12 protein-coding genes are annotated in these 17136 nt (G+C 69.1%); 4 read left to right on the forward strand and 8 right to left on the reverse strand.

Going from position 1 to position 17136, the window contains the following annotated elements; genetic code table 11:
* The coding region (locus V6M42_RS09010; protein ID WP_332678264.1) for a NeuD/PglB/VioB family sugar acetyltransferase at positions 1–615 on the forward strand (615 nt) is incomplete at its 5' end.
* On the opposite strand, the gene V6M42_RS09015 is transcribed toward V6M42_RS09010, so the two are convergent.
* Together V6M42_RS09015 and V6M42_RS09020 are read right to left on the reverse strand one after the other, a co-directional pair.
* Complete coding sequence (locus V6M42_RS09015) at positions 612–1778, reverse strand: LegC family aminotransferase (RefSeq protein WP_332678265.1); 1167 nt, start codon at positions 1776–1778, stop codon at positions 612–614. The genes V6M42_RS09010 and V6M42_RS09015 overlap by 4 nt on opposite strands.
* Positions 1775–2785 (reverse strand): NAD-dependent 4,6-dehydratase LegB, encoded by a 1011-nt coding sequence (locus tag V6M42_RS09020; RefSeq protein ID WP_332678266.1) that lies wholly within the window; start codon positions 2783–2785, stop codon positions 1775–1777. The genes V6M42_RS09015 and V6M42_RS09020 overlap by 4 nt, the downstream gene beginning before the upstream one ends.
* Positions 2786–2961: 176 nt before the next feature.
* On the opposite strand from V6M42_RS09020, the gene V6M42_RS09025 reads away from it, so the two are divergent.
* A complete protein-coding gene (locus V6M42_RS09025) occupies positions 2962–3963 on the forward strand; it encodes a M48 family metalloprotease (protein WP_332678267.1) in 1002 nt (333 codons plus the stop codon).
* Between the two features lie 3 nt (positions 3964–3966).
* Here V6M42_RS09025 and V6M42_RS09030 read toward each other — a convergent pair whose 3' ends face one another.
* The 3 genes from V6M42_RS09030 to V6M42_RS09040 are packed head-to-tail and all read right to left on the reverse strand — an operon-like array spanning position 3967 to position 9016.
* On the reverse strand, positions 3967–4653 hold the full coding sequence (locus V6M42_RS09030) for an acylneuraminate cytidylyltransferase family protein (RefSeq protein ID WP_332678268.1): 687 nt from the start codon (positions 4651–4653) through the stop codon (positions 3967–3969).
* Positions 4650–6884, reverse strand: a complete 2235-nt coding sequence (locus V6M42_RS09035; RefSeq protein WP_332678269.1) for an AGE family epimerase/isomerase — start codon at positions 6882–6884, stop codon at positions 4650–4652. Before V6M42_RS09035 ends, V6M42_RS09030 begins: the two co-directional genes overlap by 4 nt.
* A 56-nt stretch (positions 6885–6940) precedes the next feature.
* Entirely contained in the window at positions 6941–9016 is a 2076-nt protein-coding gene (locus tag V6M42_RS09040; protein ID WP_332678270.1) for a S8 family peptidase, read from the reverse strand.
* A gap of 412 nt (positions 9017–9428) precedes the next feature.
* On the opposite strand from V6M42_RS09040, the gene V6M42_RS09045 reads away from it, so the two are divergent.
* On the forward strand, positions 9429–10940 hold the full coding sequence (locus V6M42_RS09045; RefSeq protein WP_332678271.1) for a tryptophan halogenase family protein: 1512 nt from the start codon (positions 9429–9431) through the stop codon (positions 10938–10940).
* On the opposite strand, the gene V6M42_RS09050 is transcribed toward V6M42_RS09045, so the two are convergent.
* From V6M42_RS09050 to V6M42_RS09060, 3 genes are all read right to left on the reverse strand, one after another.
* Positions 10901–11536, reverse strand: coding sequence for a hypothetical protein (locus V6M42_RS09050; protein ID WP_332658305.1), 636 nt, complete (start codon positions 11534–11536; stop codon positions 10901–10903). The two genes, V6M42_RS09045 and V6M42_RS09050, sit on opposite strands and share 40 nt — an antisense overlap.
* Positions 11537–11645: 109 nt before the next feature.
* A complete protein-coding gene (locus V6M42_RS09055; protein WP_332678272.1) occupies positions 11646–12929 on the reverse strand; it encodes a sugar MFS transporter in 1284 nt (427 codons plus the stop codon).
* 185 nt (positions 12930–13114) lie between these two features.
* Positions 13115–15916 (reverse strand): TonB-dependent receptor, encoded by a 2802-nt coding sequence (locus tag V6M42_RS09060; RefSeq protein WP_332678273.1) that lies wholly within the window; start codon positions 15914–15916, stop codon positions 13115–13117.
* Between the two features lie 295 nt (positions 15917–16211).
* Between V6M42_RS09060 and V6M42_RS09065 the strand changes: the two genes are divergently transcribed.
* Positions 16212–17136: alpha-amylase family glycosyl hydrolase (locus tag V6M42_RS09065; protein WP_332678274.1), on the forward strand; the 925-nt coding region annotated here is incomplete at its 3' end.

Raw genomic sequence — 17136 nt, forward strand, 5'->3', positions numbered from 1 at the left:
ATCGGATTGTGCGGAACCGGCGGCTTTGCGCGGGAGGTCGCGCCCCTGGCCGTGATCCAGGCGGGCGCGGACAATGTGCAGCATATCGATCTGGAGCCGGGCGCCGGAGACCTCAACGGACTGCCGGTCGTCCAGCTGGCCGACGCCCCTGCAGACGCCGTCATGTCGATCGCCATCGCCGACGCCGCCGTGCGCCGCCGCGTCGACGGGGAGATGACGGCGGCGGGACGGTCGTTCGTCTCCATCGTCGCCCCGACCTGCGTCTTCCGCGGCCCGTCGCAGATCGGCGAGGGCGCCATCCTGTGCGACCACGTCGTGATCACCGCCAATGTCGTGATCGGCCGGCATTTCCAGGCCAATCTGTTCAGCTACGTCGCCCACGACTGCGTCGTCGGCGACTTCGTCACCCTGGCCCCGCGCGTCTGCGTCAACGGCAATACGGTGATCGAGGACGACGTCTATGTCGGCACCGGCGCCGTGCTGAAACAGGGCACGCCCGAAAGGCCGCTGCGCATCGGCCGCGGCGCGGTCATCGGCATGGGGGCCGTGGTGACGAAGGACGTGCCCGCCGGCGCCGTCGTCGTGGGCAATCCGGCGCGGTCGCTGGACCGCTAGACGTCCGCCAGTTTCGCGCTGCTGGGCAGGTTGATGACGCTGGCCTCCAGCGCCTCGGCCACCGGCAGGGCGTCGCGCGGACAGTCGGCGTACATCGGCAACCGGTGCATCAGCGTCCACAACGGCCGGGCCATGAAGCCCGCCCCGTTCAGCGCCTCAAGCAGGGCGTCGCGCAGGGCCATGTCAGGGCGGTCGAGGATCAGGGCGTTGAGCCAGTGGTTGACCTCGGCGCCGGGCCGGGCGGTCAGCAGGCGCGCGCCCTCGACGTCGCGGAACGCCTCGACGTAGCGCTGCGCCAGCACCGCCTTGCGCGCCATCATGTCGGGCAGCCGCTCCAGCTGGGCGCAGCCGAGGGCCGCGTTGAGGTTGGGCATGCGGTAGTTCCAGCCCGTCTCGTCGTGCACGAACGACCATTTGTGCGGAACCCGGGCGGTCGTGGTCAGATGCTTGGCGCGGCGGCCCAGCTCGGGATCGTTGGTCAGGATGGCGCCGCCGCCGCCCGTGGTGACGATCTTGTTGCCGTTGAAGCTGAGGGCCGAAACCAGCCCGACGTTGCCGACATGCCGGCCGTTCCAGCGCGAGCCCAGCCCCTCGGCCGCGTCCTCGACCAACGCCAGCTTCCAGCGCGCCGCGACCTCGGCCAGTCCCTCGAGATCGCAGGGGTGGCCGAAGACGTGCATGACCATCAGCGCGCGGATCGTCGCGCCCGTGCGGATGTTGAGGCAGACGCCGCCGTCGACGCGCGCCGTCTCGCGCAGGTACGCGTCCAGCCGCACGGGATCGACGCCCAGGGTGGTCGCCCCGGAGTCGACGAAATGCGGCGTCGCGCCCTGATAGGCCACGGCGTTGGCGGTGGCGACGAAGGTCAGGGCCGGGACCAGCACCTCGTCGCCCGCCTGCACGCCCACGAGGCGCAGGCAGATGTCGAGGGCGGCCGTTCCGTTGGACGTGGCCACAGCCCGGGCGGCGCCGGTGATGGCCTCAAGATCCCGTTCGATCCGATCGACATAGGCGCCGACGGAAGAGACCCAGCCGGTATCGAGGCAGTCCTTCAGATAGGCCCACTCCTGCCCCCGGAACTCGGGTTCGTGCAGGGAGACGCCGCCTTCGGACGCCGGCAGGGCGGCGCGGACCGCCGCGAGGACCTGATCGGGCAGGCTCACAGCACGTACCGATCGGTCTTGTAGCGGGCCAGGTTGGCGGGATCGCTGAACCAGTCGATGGTCTGCTGCAGCCCGCGCTCGAAGCCTTCCCCGCCGCCGTATTCGGGCGACCAGCCGGTCAGGGACTGCATCAGGCTGCTGTCGGCCCAGAGCCGCTCGACCTCGCTGGCCTCGGGACGCAGGCGCTGGTCGTCGGTGACGATGGCGACGTCGCGGCCCATCAGGGCGATGATCCGGCGCGCCGTGTCGCCGATGGAGATTTCGAAGCCGCTGCCGGCGTTGACGGTCTGGCCCACGGCCGCGTCGCACTCGGCCAGGGCCTCGAACGCGCGGGCGGTGTCGCCGACGAAGGTGAAGTCGCGGGTCGGGTGCACGGCGCCCAGTTTGATCTCCCTTGCGCCCGCCGCGACCTGGGTGATCACCGTCGGGATCACCGCCCGCGCCGACTGGCGGGGACCATAGGTGTTGAACGGCCGGATCACCGTCACCGGCGTACCGAAGGCGGCATGGAAACTCAGCGCGATCTGGTCCGCGCCGATCTTGCTGGCCGAATAGGGCGACTGGCCCTGCAGCGGATGGGCCTCGGTGATCGGCACGAACCGGGCCGTGCCGTAGACCTCGCTGGTCGAGGTGTGGACCACCCGCTCGACGCCCAGATCGCGCGCCGCCTGGACGATGTTCAGCGTCCCCAGGACGTTGGTCTCAACGTAGGTCTGGGGCGAGTGGTAGCTGTAGGGAATGGCGATCAGGGCCGCGAGGTGAAGCACCACGTCGCATCCGGTCATCGCCGTGCGCACCCCGTGCGGATCGCGGATGTCGCCGGCGAACACGTCCAGATCCTTGCGGATGTCGGTCGGACTTTCGTCCAGCCAGCCCCAGCTGCCGAGGCTGTTGTACTGGACGAACGCGCGCACGTCGCAGCCGCGCCGCACCAGCCGCTCCGTCAGATGCGAGCCGATGAAGCCGTCGGCGCCGGTGACCAGTATGCGCTTGCCGTCCAGTCTCATGGGGTCCGTTCCGGGCGGCGGATGCGCCGTGGAGCCAAGGTGGTTGATGGCCGTTAAGGAACCGAAAAGGCGGCGTCTCGCCGAGCGCGGCTGCGGCGGAAAAGCGGGTTGCCTGATCGGATTCTATCCTGTCTCTGAAGGGGTCGGCTATCGATGCCGGCGATCGAAGCCGAGCCATGCCGTCCAGCCGCCTGTTGTCCGCCACTGTCGCATTGGCCGCCGCCGCCGCCCTGATAGCCTGCGGACAGGCGCCGGGCGGCTCGGTGGCGACCACGGCGCCCGACGCTGCGTCGCAACGGTTGACGACCCTCACCTCCCTCGACATGCGCGTGGCCCGGGTGGCGCAGCGGCTCTCGGAAGCCAACGTCGAGCTCTGTCCGGCCGTACGGCTGGCCGCCGGTTGGGCCCTGCATTCCGCCAGCCAGTACAGCAATGAACTGCGTCCCCTGGTCCACTCGCGGTTCGGGCTGGACGGCGATCTGCCGGGCGTGCTGTCCGCTCCCCCCGGCTCGGCGGCCGAGGAGGCGGGCATCCGCGAGGGCGATCTGATCATTGCGGTGAATGGAACAGCACTCGACCCCGGTCCCGCCCGCGCCCGGCCCGCCTTCGAGGGACTCGCGGCCAATATCGCCGTCGTGGATCGCGGCCTGGCCGGCGGCGCGACGCGGCTCGACATCCGGCGGAATGGCCAACCGCTGAGCATGACCGTCCAGCCGCACCGCGCCTGCGGCTATGAGGTCCAGTTGAACCCGTCGGACGAACTCAACGCCCGCGCGGACGGGCGGCGGCTGTTCATCAGCACGGCCCTGGCCGGCTTCACGCGGTCCGACGACGAATTGGCCCTGATCCTCGGACACGAACTGGCCCACCACGTCCTGCGTCACCGCACATGGAGCGACGTCGGCGGAGCCGGCCGGGAAGCCAATGAGGCGGCGGCCGTCAGCGGCGCCGGCGACAAGGAGACCCAGGCCGATCGCGTCGGCCTGTTCCTGGCGGCGAGGGCCGGATACGACACCGCCATCGCACCGGCCTTCTGGCGCCGGTTCGGGGCCGCCAACTGGCGCGTCCGCTATCCCCAGTTGCGCCACGCCTCGGCCGAGGCCCGCGCGCGGGCGCTGGAACAGGTGCAGGTCGAGATCGATGCGAAACGGGCCGCGGGGGCGCCGCTGCTGCCCTGACGATCAGGCGGGCGAACGCTCGGCCGCCCGCAGGTCCTCCAGCGTGTCGATGTCGATGGACCGCTCGGCCGGCATTTCATAGGCCGCCGTCTCGCCGGCCTTGCACAGGGTCCGCTTGGCTCTCAGCCAGGCCAGATCGGCCGCATAGACGGCGCCGTTGACGCGATACGCGGGCGGCAGGTCCTGACGCCGCCAGCCCATGTCGGCCGGTTTCTCGATGAAGGGGTCCAGCCGCCCCGCCGCATCGCGCCGGAAGATCAGATACGGATGGCAGGGCGCCGCGCTGACGGATACGGCGCCCGGCGCGCCGGTCTCGGCCATCAGGGCCAGCGTCGCCTCGATGTCCCCGGCGGTCCGGAGCGGCGAAGTCGGCTGCAGCAGCACGACGATGTCATGGCCGGGAACGCGATCGGCGGCGTCCAGCAGCACGTCGATCGAGGCGGCGGTGTCGCCGGACAGTTCGGAAGCCCGCCGGAACGGCGCCTCGCAGCCCAGCGAGCGGGCGGTTTCGATGATCCCGGGATCGTCCGACGACAGGATCAGCCGGTCGATGCTCGCGGCCGCCTGCGCCGCCTTTATGGTCCAGGCGATCAGCGGCGCGCCCCGGAACGGCAGGATGTTCTTGCCGGGCAGGCCCTTCGACCCGCCCCGCGCGGTGATGACGGCCAGGACGGACCGGTCTCCGATCATGACGGCGCGACCGGCGACCAGCCGAGCTCGGGCAGCACCGCCGCCGACGCCCGGATCTGCTCGTAGGCGACCATGATGTGATACAGTGAACTCGCGGGCGCCGGCTCGTCGACGAAGCTCCCGTCGGCCCGCATCTTGTCGCGCCACAGGCCCGACGGCTCGAGATAGCCCTGCAGCCCCGCCATCGCCTTGCGCGCGTCGTCCACCAGAAGGTTCCGCCGACCGCCCTCGGCCGCCTCGGCCAGGATCAGCGCCGCCTTCAGCCGCTCCGTCTGGGGCCAAAGCCGGGCCTGGTCCGAGCGCACGGACAGATCGTCGTTCAGGGCGTCCATGGCTACGCCGCGCGTCTGGTCAACGCCGCGCGCGCCGATGTCGTACAGCCGGACCGCGGCCTCCAGGGCCCAGGCCTCGCCGCGCAGACGGCCCCAGCGGGTCAACAGCCAGGCCCATTCGAACTGATGCCCCGGCTCGACCAGGCGACCGTCCTCGCCCGAGGCCGGACGCCACTCCGCGTCGAAGAATTCGCGCAGGAAACCCCCTCGGGAATCAATGAAGGCGCGCCGCGCGAGAGCGACGATTTCGTCGGCCATGGCCCGCCAATCACCGTCGGGCTCGACCGCCTCCCAGGCAAGGCAGGCCTCGAGCAGATGCATGTGAGCGTTGGCCTGGTACGGATGCTCCCCCGTCTCACGCCACCCCCCCGACGGAACCCGCAGCGACGCCAGGGCCTCGCGCAGGGCCCGCGCCCGCTCCGCCATCATGTCCGGGGCGATCCCCGCCGAAGCCGCCGCCGCGAAGGCGAACAGCGCGAAGGCCTGATCGTACAGGGAGGCGCTGTCGTCCAGCACGGCCCCGTCCGACGCCACACGGGTCCGGTAGAGGCCGTCGGGCCGCAGGTTGGTCGCCTCGAAACGCTCCAGGGCCCGCCCGACCAGCGTCCGCCAGGGGCCGGCCCAACCCGCCGCCCCGGCGACCGCATAGACATAGGCCTGCCGCGTCTGCACCCGGGCCCGGCGGAACTCGCTGGAAACAGCGCCGGACAGCTGTACGGTTTCGCGGAATCCGCCATCGTCGTCGACACCGATCGTGGCCCAGATCGGCAGGGCGTTCAGCCGGAGCCAGCAGTCGAAGCTCCGGGCCCTGTCCGCCCACGCCCCGGATACGGCGACGGCTCCGTGCGCATGGGCGGGCGATGCCGAGCGGATGCGTTCGACCAGTCCCTTCACCTCCTGGGCCCGGTCCAGACTGCAGACCAGAACGGCATCCGGTTCAGCGATGATCGCGATGTTGGAAACGCCGGCGGTGGCGACGATCATGCCCTTGGCGGCCCTGACCAGGCCGACATCGCCTTCGGTCGCGAACCAGTCGCCGCGGTCGCCCGACCCCAGGGCCTGGACCGCATCCCACGCGCCCAGGTCGGACCAGCGGTAATCGACGGGCATCACCGAAATCCGGTCGCTGCGCTCCATGACGGCGTAGTCGATCGAGATCTTGGGGGCGTGGCGAAATGCATCGGTCAGCATCATCACGGCGGAGGTTTCATCCGGCAACGCCGCACGCGCAGCCGCGGAAACCTCTGGCGCAAACGAATCCAGCTGGGCCAGGAGCACGTCGGCCCTGACCATGAAATTTCCGCTGTTCCAGAGATAGCCGTCGCGAACATAGGCTTCCGCCCTGGCCCTGTCGGGCTTTTCCACGAACGCCCGGACGGGCGACAGGCCGGTTGTTTCCGGATGGATATAGCCATAGGCCGACGACGGATCTGTCGGCCGGATCCCGAAGGTCACGATCCGGCCCTGTCCGGCGGCTTCGGCGGCCGCCTTCATCGGAGCGCGGAACGCGGCGTCATCCGGAATGTGATGGTCGGACGCCACGAACAGGGCCACCCCGTCCGGTGCGACGCTGGCGATCCAGGCCGCCGCGGCCGCCATCGCCGGTGCTGAATCCCGACCCTCCGGTTCGAGCAGAACCACCGCGTCCAGACCCAGCGCGGCGAGCTGTTCCACGATAAACGAGCGATGAGGCGCACCCGCCACCACAACCAGGCGTCCGCCGTCAACGGTGAGCGGATTCACCCGACTGGCCGTCTCCTGGAACAGCGACAGGTCGCTGACGAAGTCGATGAACTGTTTGGGCCGGGCCGGCCGCGACGCCGGCCACAGGCGCGTTCCTGCCCCGCCACACAGAATTACCGGAAAGATCGCCACCGTCGCCCCTTGCATTTCAGGCATGGCATAGCCGCCGGAACGTCGGGCGGCAAACTCGTCCGGACATTCCGCTGCGGGGCCTAGAACGTCCTTCCCCAGCTTCCCATCAGGGTGAATGTCGTGGGCGCCGCCCGAACGTTCTGGTCGTCCCGGGTGACCATGCCGCGCAGGCTCAGCGCCGACCCGTCTCCGAGGCGGTGCACGCTGCCCAGCGACATGTCGATCTGGCGCCCGCTGGGCGTCGCCGAGAAGGTCCGCTCCGAGAAGGTGAGGTCGTCGAAATAGCCGGCCGGAGAATCGGCCAGGTAGGCGCTGAACACGCCGCTCTCCGTGCGTAGCGGCTGCGAAATCGACCAGTTCAGCGTCTCGCAGGCGAAGCCCAGCTGTTTGCAGAAGGTCGTCAGACCCAGCGCCCAGGACGAACTGACCGCCGTCTCCGACAGACTGAGGAATCGCCCGGCCAGGTCCGTGCGGGCCCAGCCTATCTCGGCGTTCAGGAACAGGTTGGACCGCAGGGCGAACTCGCCCCCGACCGAACCGAAGGTCGTGGTGCTGGGCAGGGCGAAGCCGGAGTCCAGCGGCGCATAGGAACCCAGGGGCCCCATCTTCTCGTCCAGACCTCCGACGGCGAAGCGCAGGCGGCTGCCGGGCGAGGTCCGCCAGTCGGCGGCGAAGCGGGCATAGCTGGAAACGTCTTCCTCCCGCGCCTGGAAGGGCATGGCGCGATCGCCGACGCCCGCGTCGGCGGTCAGGGTCACGGCTCCCATCTTCACCGCCCCCAGCCAGGCCCGGTCGACCTGGGCCAGGGCGGCGAAATTGTCGCCCGCGCCCAGTTCGAACGGCGAGCGCGCGCCGTTGCGGCCCTGCCAGAAGGCGACCGCTCCGCGACCGGCCGAGAATTCCAGCATCATGTCCTCGCGCCGGCGCTCATCCAGCCAGGGGGTGATGACGTTGGTGGATTCGGCCAGATCCCAGGGGCTGTCCTCGACCGCCGCGCCGGTGGTCAGCGACAGGGTCGATCCCAGCGGGCCCGCGACGCTCAGATGCGCCTGCCGGCGCGGCGCCAGCGGCAGCATGTTGGCGGCTCCGCGCGGGGCCATTCCGTAGCTGCCGGCCAGATCCACCCGGAACAGGCGGTTGAAATCGTCGCGGCCCACCGTCTGCAGGCCGCCCTGGGCGTTCCGGAACGCGTCGCCGAGCGCGCCGCCGGTATAGGCGAACCGGTCGCGGGTGACCGAGACGCCCTGGCCGCTGGCCATGCTGACCTGGGTGGGCCCCACGGGCTCGAAGGCCTTGACCAGGTCCAGCAGGCCCCGGCCGTAGATGCTGTCGGTTCCGGGGGCTCCCGCCTCGCGCGCGGTCGTCAGCAGGATCTGGACCGCCTGGCGGCCCGTCAGATTGGGAAAGGCCTGCAACAGCAGGGCCAGGGCCCCCGCCACGGCCGGCGAGGAGAAGGAGGTGCCGTTCACACGGTAGCAGCTGGTCCCGTCGCAGCCGGTGATGACGTCGACGCCGGGGCCGCTGAGATAGCTGGTCGCCGCCACGCCCGCCCGGTTCGAGAAGGCCGCCATGACATCGGCGCTGTTGTGCGCGCCGACCACGATGATGGCGCCGGCGAAGCGCGGATCCACGGCGTAGCGGCCCGGCCATTCGGGATTTCCGCCTGTCGTCTCCTCGCCTTCGTTTCCGGCGGAGATCGCAAAGACGATACCGGCGTTCACGGCCCGCAGAAGCGCCGCCTCGAAGGCCGCGCCCATCGAGGTGTCCCCGCCCAGCGACATGTTCACGACCTTCACATTGGCCGCGATCGCATAGTCTATCGCGCGGACCAGATCGGATGACTTGAAACAGACGTCGTCATCGGGATCGCTGCAGTCGCTCGTATCGGCGCGGATCGAGACGATGGTCGATTCATAGGCCACTCCGATCGTGCCGAAGCCGTTGAAGCCCGCGGCGATGACGCCGGAGACGAGGGTCCCGTGGTCGTCCGGGCCATCGGGAGTCAAACGGCCGGGCACGACATCGGTCGAGGCCCCCGAAATGCGACCGGCCATGTCCGGCTGGGCGAAATGGATGCCGGAATCGATGACCGCGACGTTGATCCCGGCGCCGGTCGCGCCTTCGCTCCAGGCGTTGATCGCCCTGATGTTGGCCACGCCATAGTTCCGCAGATACTCGGCCGAGCTCGTGGAAGGCGGCGGCGAGGGGGGCGGCGGCGGCGGCGGAGGGGGGGGAGGCGGCGGGGGCGGAGGAGGAGGCGGCGGAGGCGGAGGGGGCAGCGTGACGATCCCGCCGCCGCCGCCACCGCCGCCGCCGCCGCCGCCACCGCCGCACGCGGCGAGCGGAATCAGGGCCGCGGCGAGAAACAGGGCCCGGGACACCAGCCCCACTGAAAATCGGTTGCGCATGTAATTACCCGACCTCGCCCCACACCCAACCTGAACCGGGGTGGCCGGCTAGGCAATGGTTACAATGGTGTTTGCCCGGGTAAACAAATCGCGAACCCGGCGCCGGCTCTTGGAACGAACGCGTGACTGGTGCACATCGGAGGCTGGCGGGGAGGCCAGAATGTCAGAACCCATCCGGTCGATACTGATCGTCGGTGGCGGCACCGCGGGCTGGATGGCCGCGGCCGCCCTGCAGCGGTCTCTGGGCCCGCACGCCAGGGTTTCCCTGGTCGAGTCCGACGAGATCGGCATCGTCGGCGTCGGCGAGGCCACCGTGCCGCCGATCCGGGATTTCAACACCATGATCGGCCTCGACGAGGCCGAGTTCATGCGCGAGACCAGGGCCACGCTCAAGGTCGCGATCGTCTTCAAGGACTGGGGTCATATCGGCAACCGCTACGTCCACCCGTTCGGCACCTTCGGCCGCGGGCCGACCCTGGCGGAATTCCAGCAGACGTATTTCTCGCTCAAGGCCCGCGGCCTGGCCGGCGACCTGGGCGACTATTCCGTCTGCTGGCGCGCCGCCGACGCCGGCAAGGTGGGCGACCGCGACCCCGACCCGCTCTCGGCGAAGAACAGCCTGTTCAGCGCCTATCATTTCGACGCCGGCCTCTACGCCCGATATCTGCGCAAGGTCTGCGAGGACCGCGGCGTCGAGCGGATCGAGGGCAGGATCGTCGATGTCGTCCAGCGCGGCGAGGACGGCTTCATCGACGGCGTGACGCTGGAGGACGGCCGCACGCTGAAGGCCGACCTGTTCATCGACTGCACGGGCTTCCGCGCCCTCCTGATCGAGGGCGCGCTGAAGGCGGGCTATGAGGACTGGTCGCACTGGCTGCCCGTCAACCGCGCCATGGCCGTGCCCTGCGAGAGCGTGAAACCGCTGACGCCTTATACCCAATGCACGGCGCGCGAAGCCGGATGGCAATGGCGCATCGCCCTGCAGCACCGCACCGGCAACGGCTATGTCTATTGTTCGGACCATCTGTCGGACGAGGCGGCGCGCGAGACCCTGCTGGCCAACCTCGACGGCGAGCCGCTGGCAGAACCGCGCCCGCTGCGCTTCGTCACCGGCCGGCGAAAGAAATACTGGGACCGCAACGTGGTCAGCCTTGGCCTGTCCAGCGGCTTCATCGAGCCGCTTGAATCGACCAGCATCCATCTGGTCCAGTCCGGCATCTATCGGCTGCTGCAGCATTTCCCGGACATGGATTTCAGCCCGGCGAACATCGAGGGCTACAACCGGCGTCTGGGCCGGGAGGTCGAGCTGGTCCGCGACTTCGTCATTCTGCACTATCACGCGACCCAGAGAGACGACACGCCGTTCTGGCGTCAGGTGGCCGCCATGCCGATCCCCGACAGCCTTGCTGAAAGGGTCGAAGCCTTCCGCGACCGCGCCCTGCTCTATCACGTCGGAGCCGACGAGTTTTTCAGTCAGGGATCCTGGCTGGCGGTGATGTACGGACAGGGGATCATCCCGCGCGGCCCCAATCCTCTCTATGCCTACCAGGACGCCGACAGGTCCGCGGCCGGTCTGCGCCACGTCTCCGAGGTGCTGGCGCGGACCGTGGACGGCCTGCCCGAACACGAAGCCTATCTGAGGGCCAACGCCATGTGGTCGGGCGACGCCTGAGCGCCGGGCGCCGGCTCCAGGGGCTGGGGCTGAATGCGAGGCGCCGGGATCACCGGCCCGGGCGCCTCTGGCATATCACGCCAGGCCGCGGCCGGATTCAGGGCCGCCGTCGCCTCGAGGAAGGTCCCCGGCTTCATCGAAGGCTCCCGCGCCGTCTGCAGGCCCGCGACCCGCGCCAGATCGGCGATATAGCTGATGCAGTTGCGCCGCCGCAGGTCGTACAGCGAGCCCTCGGGCCCGTTCCACCAGTCCGAGCGGGCGCGCACGGCGCGGTACACGGCGTCGCTGACCGTCAGCCTCAGATAGGGCTTCCCCTCCCCCACATACCGGGCCTCGGGGGTGGCGACGATCCCCGGCCCGGTGGCCAGCAACAGGTGCGGACCCGGGTATTTCGCGGTGAAGCCTGCGGCCCAGTCGACCGGGTCGCCGGTGTCGTCGAGCGTTCCGGAGGCGTGGACATAGGCGTGGGGGAACAGAAGGTCGCCGCCCCGGATGCGCGCGCCGGGATGGGCGTAGAAGGTCAGGGTCACCGCCGCCCAGGCGGGGGCGGCGATGAGGGCCAGGGCCAGGCCCAGCAGCCCCGCGCGTCTCGTCATGGCGATCATAAAGGTCTCCGCGGCCCCGCCTACCTTGCGAGCCCCGGACCCGAACGCGCAAGGGCCGCCGACGATGCCGCCGGCGGCCCTGCCGTGTCGTTTTGCCGGATCAGTGCGGCGCGGGACCCGCCGCGCCGTCGCCGTTTCGCACCCGGGTCCGCGCCGCCGCGATGGCGAACACCGTCAGCGCGGCATAGCCGACCAGCGGCACGACGAAGGCCGGGGTCAGCGCCCCGCCCGCTGCGTCGGCGATCTGGCCTGCGACCAGCGGCAGGACGGCGCCGCCGATGATGCCGAACACCAGCAGGCCCGAAGTCGCCGCAGCCGGCGCGCTCGACCGCTCCAGCGTCAGGGTGAAGATGGTCGGGAACATGATCGAGTTGAACAGGCCGATCGACAGGGCCGCATAGGCCGCCGTCGTTCCGCCGGTCTGGGTCACGACCGCGCACAGCAGGCCGGCGCACACCGTGCAGACCGCCAGCAGGAGCCCGGCGGGCACGCGCGTCAGCAGGGCGCTGCCCACGAACCGGCCGATCATGGCGCCGCCCCAGTAGAAGGCGACCATCTTGCCGGCCTCTTCGAGGGGAATGTCCAGAATGTCGGGGCTGTTGAGGAAGTTGGTCAGCATCGAGCCGATGGCCACTTCCGAGCCGACATAGATGAAGATGGCCAAGGCGCCGAACAGGGCCCAGGGCGAACGGAAGGCCGCCAGCGGCGAGGCGCCGGCGACGGCGACCGGGGCGGCGGCGTTGATCTTCTTGCGGGCCGTGAAGATGAAGGCGGCCAGCAGGGCGAAGAAGCCGCCCATGGCCAGGAAGCCGGCGTCGATGCTGCGCAGGGATTCATTGCGTGTCGCCACGGTGACCACGGCGCCGGCCGCGAAGACGCCGCCGGTCAGCAGAACATGCGACCCCAGCCACGGCCCGATCGTCGTGCCCAGCGAGTTGAAGGCCTGCGAGAAGTTGAGCCGGAAATGCGAACTCTTCCGGGCGCCCAGTTCGGCCACCAGCGGATTGGCCGCGACCTGCAGCAGGGTCACCCCCGAGGCGATGACGAACAGGGCCAGCAGCACGCCGGCGTACTGATCCATCATCGTCGCCACGGGCACGATCAGACAGCCCAGCACCATGGTCGCCAGGGCGGCGATGATCGCCCGGCTGTAGCCCAGCCGCGCCAGCACATAGGAGGCCGGGATCGAGGCCACGCCATAGGCGATGAACCAGGCCGAGGTGGTGAAGAAGGCCTCGGTATAGCTGAGGTCGAACACCCGCCGCACCGCCGCGATCAGCGGGTCGATCAGCGAGGTGGCGAAGCCCCATGCGAAGAACAGGGTCGTCACATAGGCGAAGGCTGCGCCGGTCTTGTGGGCGGTCGAGGTCTGGGTGTCGGTCATTTCACTCCCCCTGATCGCCGCATCGTCCCCACGCGCGGCTGTTGCGTCCTTGGTTTCATCCGTCAGCGGCCGCGTCCAGCGGTTTGATCGGGATCGTAACCAAAAGTGGCCCGACGCCCTCTGCTGCAAAACGAAAGGGCCGCCCCGGTTTCCCGAAGCGGCCCCTTCCCGACCGGTTGGGACGGTCAGTAGCGGTAGTTGATCCCGATCGCGAACGTCCGGCCGTAGCTCTGGTAGTCGATGGTCCGGCGCTCATCGCCGTTCTCGAAGGTCTTGAACGGCTCGTCAGTCACATTGTTGACCTGGGCGAGGATGGACAGACCGTCCAGGGGGCCCGACTCGAAGGCATAGCCGATCTGGGCGTCCACGACCGTCTCGGCGGCGACGGAGCGCAGCGTGCGGCCGTTGCCGAAGCCGGCCACTTCGCCGAGGAAGTCGGAACGATAGCGGCTGGACATGCGGGCCTCGAAGCCCCCGCGCTCATAGTAGACCGTGCCGTTGACGACCGTTTCGGACAGCCCCGGCAGCGCCGTCGGGGCCTGGGCCGGGTCGGGCTGGATTTCACTGTCCGTCGCCGAGGCGCTGAACATGAAGCCGAACCCTTCGAGGACCGGATGGAAGATGTCGAGCGGCGCGGAGACCGCGAACTCGAGCCCCTGGATCCAGCCGCCCTCGCCGTTGTCCGGAGCCGACGAGATGCCCTGGTTGATGACCGGGGTGACGCCGCCGGTCGGATAGCCGGTGAAGTCCATGATCTGGTTGTTGGTGTAAACGAAGGTCTCGAGATGTTTGTAGAAGCCGGCCAGCGAGACATAGCCCCGGCGGTTGGCGAAATATTTCTCGATCGAGATGTCCGCCACGTCGGCGATGTAGGGGCGCAGTTGCGGATTGCCGCTGCTGGCGCTCCACGGCGAGTTAACGTCAGGCTGGGCCCCGGGAATGTTGTTGGCGACGTTGAACGAATAGTTCCGCGACGCGCGCATGTCGTCCATCCGCGTCCGCGCCAGCGTGCGGGCCAGGGCGAAGCGGACGAAGGTGTCGTCCCGGACTTCGAGGATGAAGTTCGAGCTGGGCAGGACTTCCAGATAGCTGTCGCCGCCCGACACCGCGATCGTCTCCGACACGCCGGGGCCGACCTGTCGGGCCGAGAAGCCGTCCGAGCTCTGGTCGGTATAGACAAGCTGGACGCCGACGTTGCCGGTCAGGGGCAGGCCGAACAGAGTGTGGTCGATGTCGGCGATGGCGTAGGCGGTCGACACCCGTTCCGTCACCGCCCAGTTGCCGGCGATGACGTCGGCGTTCGGGTTGCGGACCAGGTCCAGCGCGCCGCTGTTGACCACGCCGAGGGCGTCGTAGCTCAGCACCTCCGAGATGCCGAGATAACCGAGGTCGGTCGGCGCCAGAAGCAGGCTGGCCGGCACGAACAGGTCGCCGCCGCCGGGGACGCCGAGATAGTACTGGTCGTTGACGAAATCCTTCTGGCGCTCTTGCAGGTTGACGCCGAATTCCACCGACCGGAACGGCGCGTCATAGGCGGTGCGCGTGGCGGACAGGCGCACACCCTTGATCTCGTCGGTGACCACCGGCGTGTTCATATAGCCGACCTGGCCGCCCGGGATCACGTCGCCGCCCCAGCCCTGGGCGCTGGTGATGCGGATGAGGTTGGGGTCCGCGTAATCCAGCTGGCTGCTGAACCGGGTGACGCCGTCGTCGGTCAGCTCGAAGCCCAGCGTATCCAGCGCGCCGTTGATGTTGCGGCCGGTGCCGGCGTTCGTTTCGAGGATGATGTCGTTGCGCTCGACCTTCGAATAGTTGAGGTCCAGGTCGAACGTCCATTCGTCATTGGCGACGAACTCGGTGTTCCAGCCGAGAGCCGTGATGTTGCTGTCGCGCTTGTTCAGGTCGTTGCGGACGACGCCCTTGATGTTGTCCCAGGTGCCGGCGACGATCAGGCCGTCCTCGACCGTATAGCCGGGGCGCAGGGACGGGCCGGGACGGCAGACCGGGCTCTGGACGTTGCCGCCGGCGGCGCAGGCGCCGGGCGTCGCCTCGGCGGAGCCGCCCCAGGCCAGCGGGAACTCGATGCCGCGTAGAACCTGGGTGTTCTCGAACTCGGAATAGAAGGCGTCGAACGTGGTGTGGAAGCGGTCGTTCGGCCGCCATTCCAGTACGCCCATATAGCCGTCGCGCTGAAGTTCCGACGACATGACATAGGGCTTGACGCCGCCGGTCAGCAGATTGCCGTCGCTATAGGTCGGATAGCCCCAGGCGTTGAACCGCTCGGACTGGTAGGGCGACGACATATGCGCGTAGCCGAGTGCGACCCCGATCGTGTTGTCGGCGAACTGGTCGATGTAGGAGAGGGTGAAACGGTCGCCGCTGTCGGTCGTGCCCGAGTTCAGGGCGCCGATGTCGTTCCATTCATGGCGGTAGTTGGCCGCGATCGCCTGACGGCCATAGGCCAGCGGGCGCAGGGTGCGCATGTCGACGGTGCCGGCCAGACCCTGGCCGATCAGCCGCGCGTCGGGGGTCTTGTACACGACCACGCTGCCCAGCAGTTCAGAGGGGAACTGATCGAACTCGACGCCGCGGTTGTCGCCGGTGGTGACCAGCTCGCGGCCGTTGAGCAGGGCGGTGGTGAAGTCGGGACCCAGGCCCCGGATGGAGATCAGCTGGCTGCGGCCGTCGAGGCGCTGCGAGGTCACGCCCGGCAGGCGGGCCAGGGATTCGGCGATGGAGACGTCCGGCAGCTTGCCGATGTCCTCGGCCGTAATGACCTCGACGATCGAGGTGTTGCTGGCCTTGGCCGAGATCGACGCCTCGACCGAAGCGCGGATGCCGGTGACGATGACCTCGTCGACCTCGGTCGCCTCGGGGTCCTGCGGCGTGGTCTGGGCCGCGGCGGCGCCGGCGAAGGCCATCAGGCCGATGGCGCCGAGAGCGCCGCCGGCGAGCAAACGAGCGCGCCGCGTGATTGGGGTTCTCATCGTCATTCTCTCCCTGGCGCCGGCGCATTTCTGTCGAAGCGTCCGGACTGTCATCGCAAAGTTATGCAAACTTATGGGAACGTTGCAAGACGGTAATCATATCGCGAGAGGCCCGGCGTGGCGAAAATGTGACGCGGCGGGCGGCTATACTGCACTGCACAAGGCGATTCCGCCCTGCACCGCCGCATTTCGAACATGCCAACGGATGGATTGACAGACGGTCCCGGCACTGCAAAATCTTGCAAACTGATCCAGCGAGCCATGTCGTTCGCGGACAAGGAGAGGACGCCAGGCCATGACGGGACGCCTCAACGGGTGGAATCGAATCTGTGTCGCCGCCCTGCTGGGAGGCGCGCTCGCGGGCGCCGCCTCCCCCGTATGGGCCCAGTCGGCGGGCGCCCTGGAGGCGCTGCGGCAGCGCCCGGCCGAGGACGAGGTCGTCTATTTCCTGATGCCCGACCGGTTCGAGAACGGCGACACGGCCAACGACCGTGGCGGCGCGACCGGCGACCGGCTGGTCACCGGCTATGACCCGACCGACACCGGCTTCTATCACGGCGGCGACCTGAAGGGCCTGACCGCGCGGCTCGACTACATCCAGGGCATGGGAGCCACCGCCCTGTGGATCGCGCCGCCGTTCCGGAACAAATGGGTGCAGGGCCCGCCCGGTCACGAGAGCGCGGCCTACCACGGCTACTGGATCACCGACTTCACCCGCATCGATCCGCACCTGGGGACCAACGAGGAGTTCCGCGCCCTGGTCGACGCCGCCCATGCGCGCGGGATGAAGGTCTATCTGGACATCGTCATCAACCACACCGCCGACGTCATCCGTTACCGGGAATGTCCGCAGAACGACTGCGGCTACCGCTGGAAGGGCGACTATCCCTACAGCCGCCGCGGCGGCCTGTCGGGCGAGGCGATCAACCCCGGCTTCACCGGCGCGCCCGGCGGCGACTTCTCCACCCTGACCCGCCCGGACTATGCGTACACGCCCTACGTCCCGGCCGGAGAGGAAGGCGTCAAGGCCCCGGCCTGGCTCAACGACGTGGGCCTCTATCACAACCGGGGCAACAGCGCCTGGTACAGCGAAGCCCGGATGGACGGCGACTTCTCCGGCCTCGACGACGTCTTCACCGAACACCCCCGCGTCATCCAGGGCTTCATCGACCTCTACGGAAGCTGGATCGACGACTACGGCATCGACGGCTACCGCATCG

It is taken from the genome of Brevundimonas sp. (assembly GCF_036677305.1).
Taxonomy (GTDB): Bacteria; Pseudomonadota; Alphaproteobacteria; order Caulobacterales; family Caulobacteraceae; genus Brevundimonas.

What these genes read in the sequence shown, in the direction of transcription:
- V6M42_RS09020 (WP_332678266.1), bottom strand. Translation starts at nt 2,785, where the DNA reads ATGAGACTGGACGGCAAGCGCATACTGGTCACCGGCGCCGACGGCTTC.
- V6M42_RS09025 (WP_332678267.1), top strand. Translation starts at nt 2,962, where the DNA reads ATGCCGTCCAGCCGCCTGTTGTCCGCCACTGTCGCATTGGCCGCCGCC.
- V6M42_RS09030 (WP_332678268.1), bottom strand. Translation starts at nt 4,653, where the DNA reads ATGATCGGAGACCGGTCCGTCCTGGCCGTCATCACCGCGCGGGGCGGG.
- V6M42_RS09035 (WP_332678269.1), bottom strand. Translation starts at nt 6,884, where the DNA reads ATGCCTGAAATGCAAGGGGCGACGGTGGCGATCTTTCCGGTAATTCTG.
- V6M42_RS09045 (WP_332678271.1), top strand. Translation starts at nt 9,429, where the DNA reads ATGTCAGAACCCATCCGGTCGATACTGATCGTCGGTGGCGGCACCGCG.
- V6M42_RS09050 (WP_332658305.1), bottom strand. Translation starts at nt 11,536, where the DNA reads ATGACGAGACGCGCGGGGCTGCTGGGCCTGGCCCTGGCCCTCATCGCC.
- V6M42_RS09055 (WP_332678272.1), bottom strand. Translation starts at nt 12,929, where the DNA reads ATGACCGACACCCAGACCTCGACCGCCCACAAGACCGGCGCAGCCTTC.
- V6M42_RS09060 (WP_332678273.1), bottom strand. Translation starts at nt 15,916, where the DNA reads ATGAGAACCCCAATCACGCGGCGCGCTCGTTTGCTCGCCGGCGGCGCT.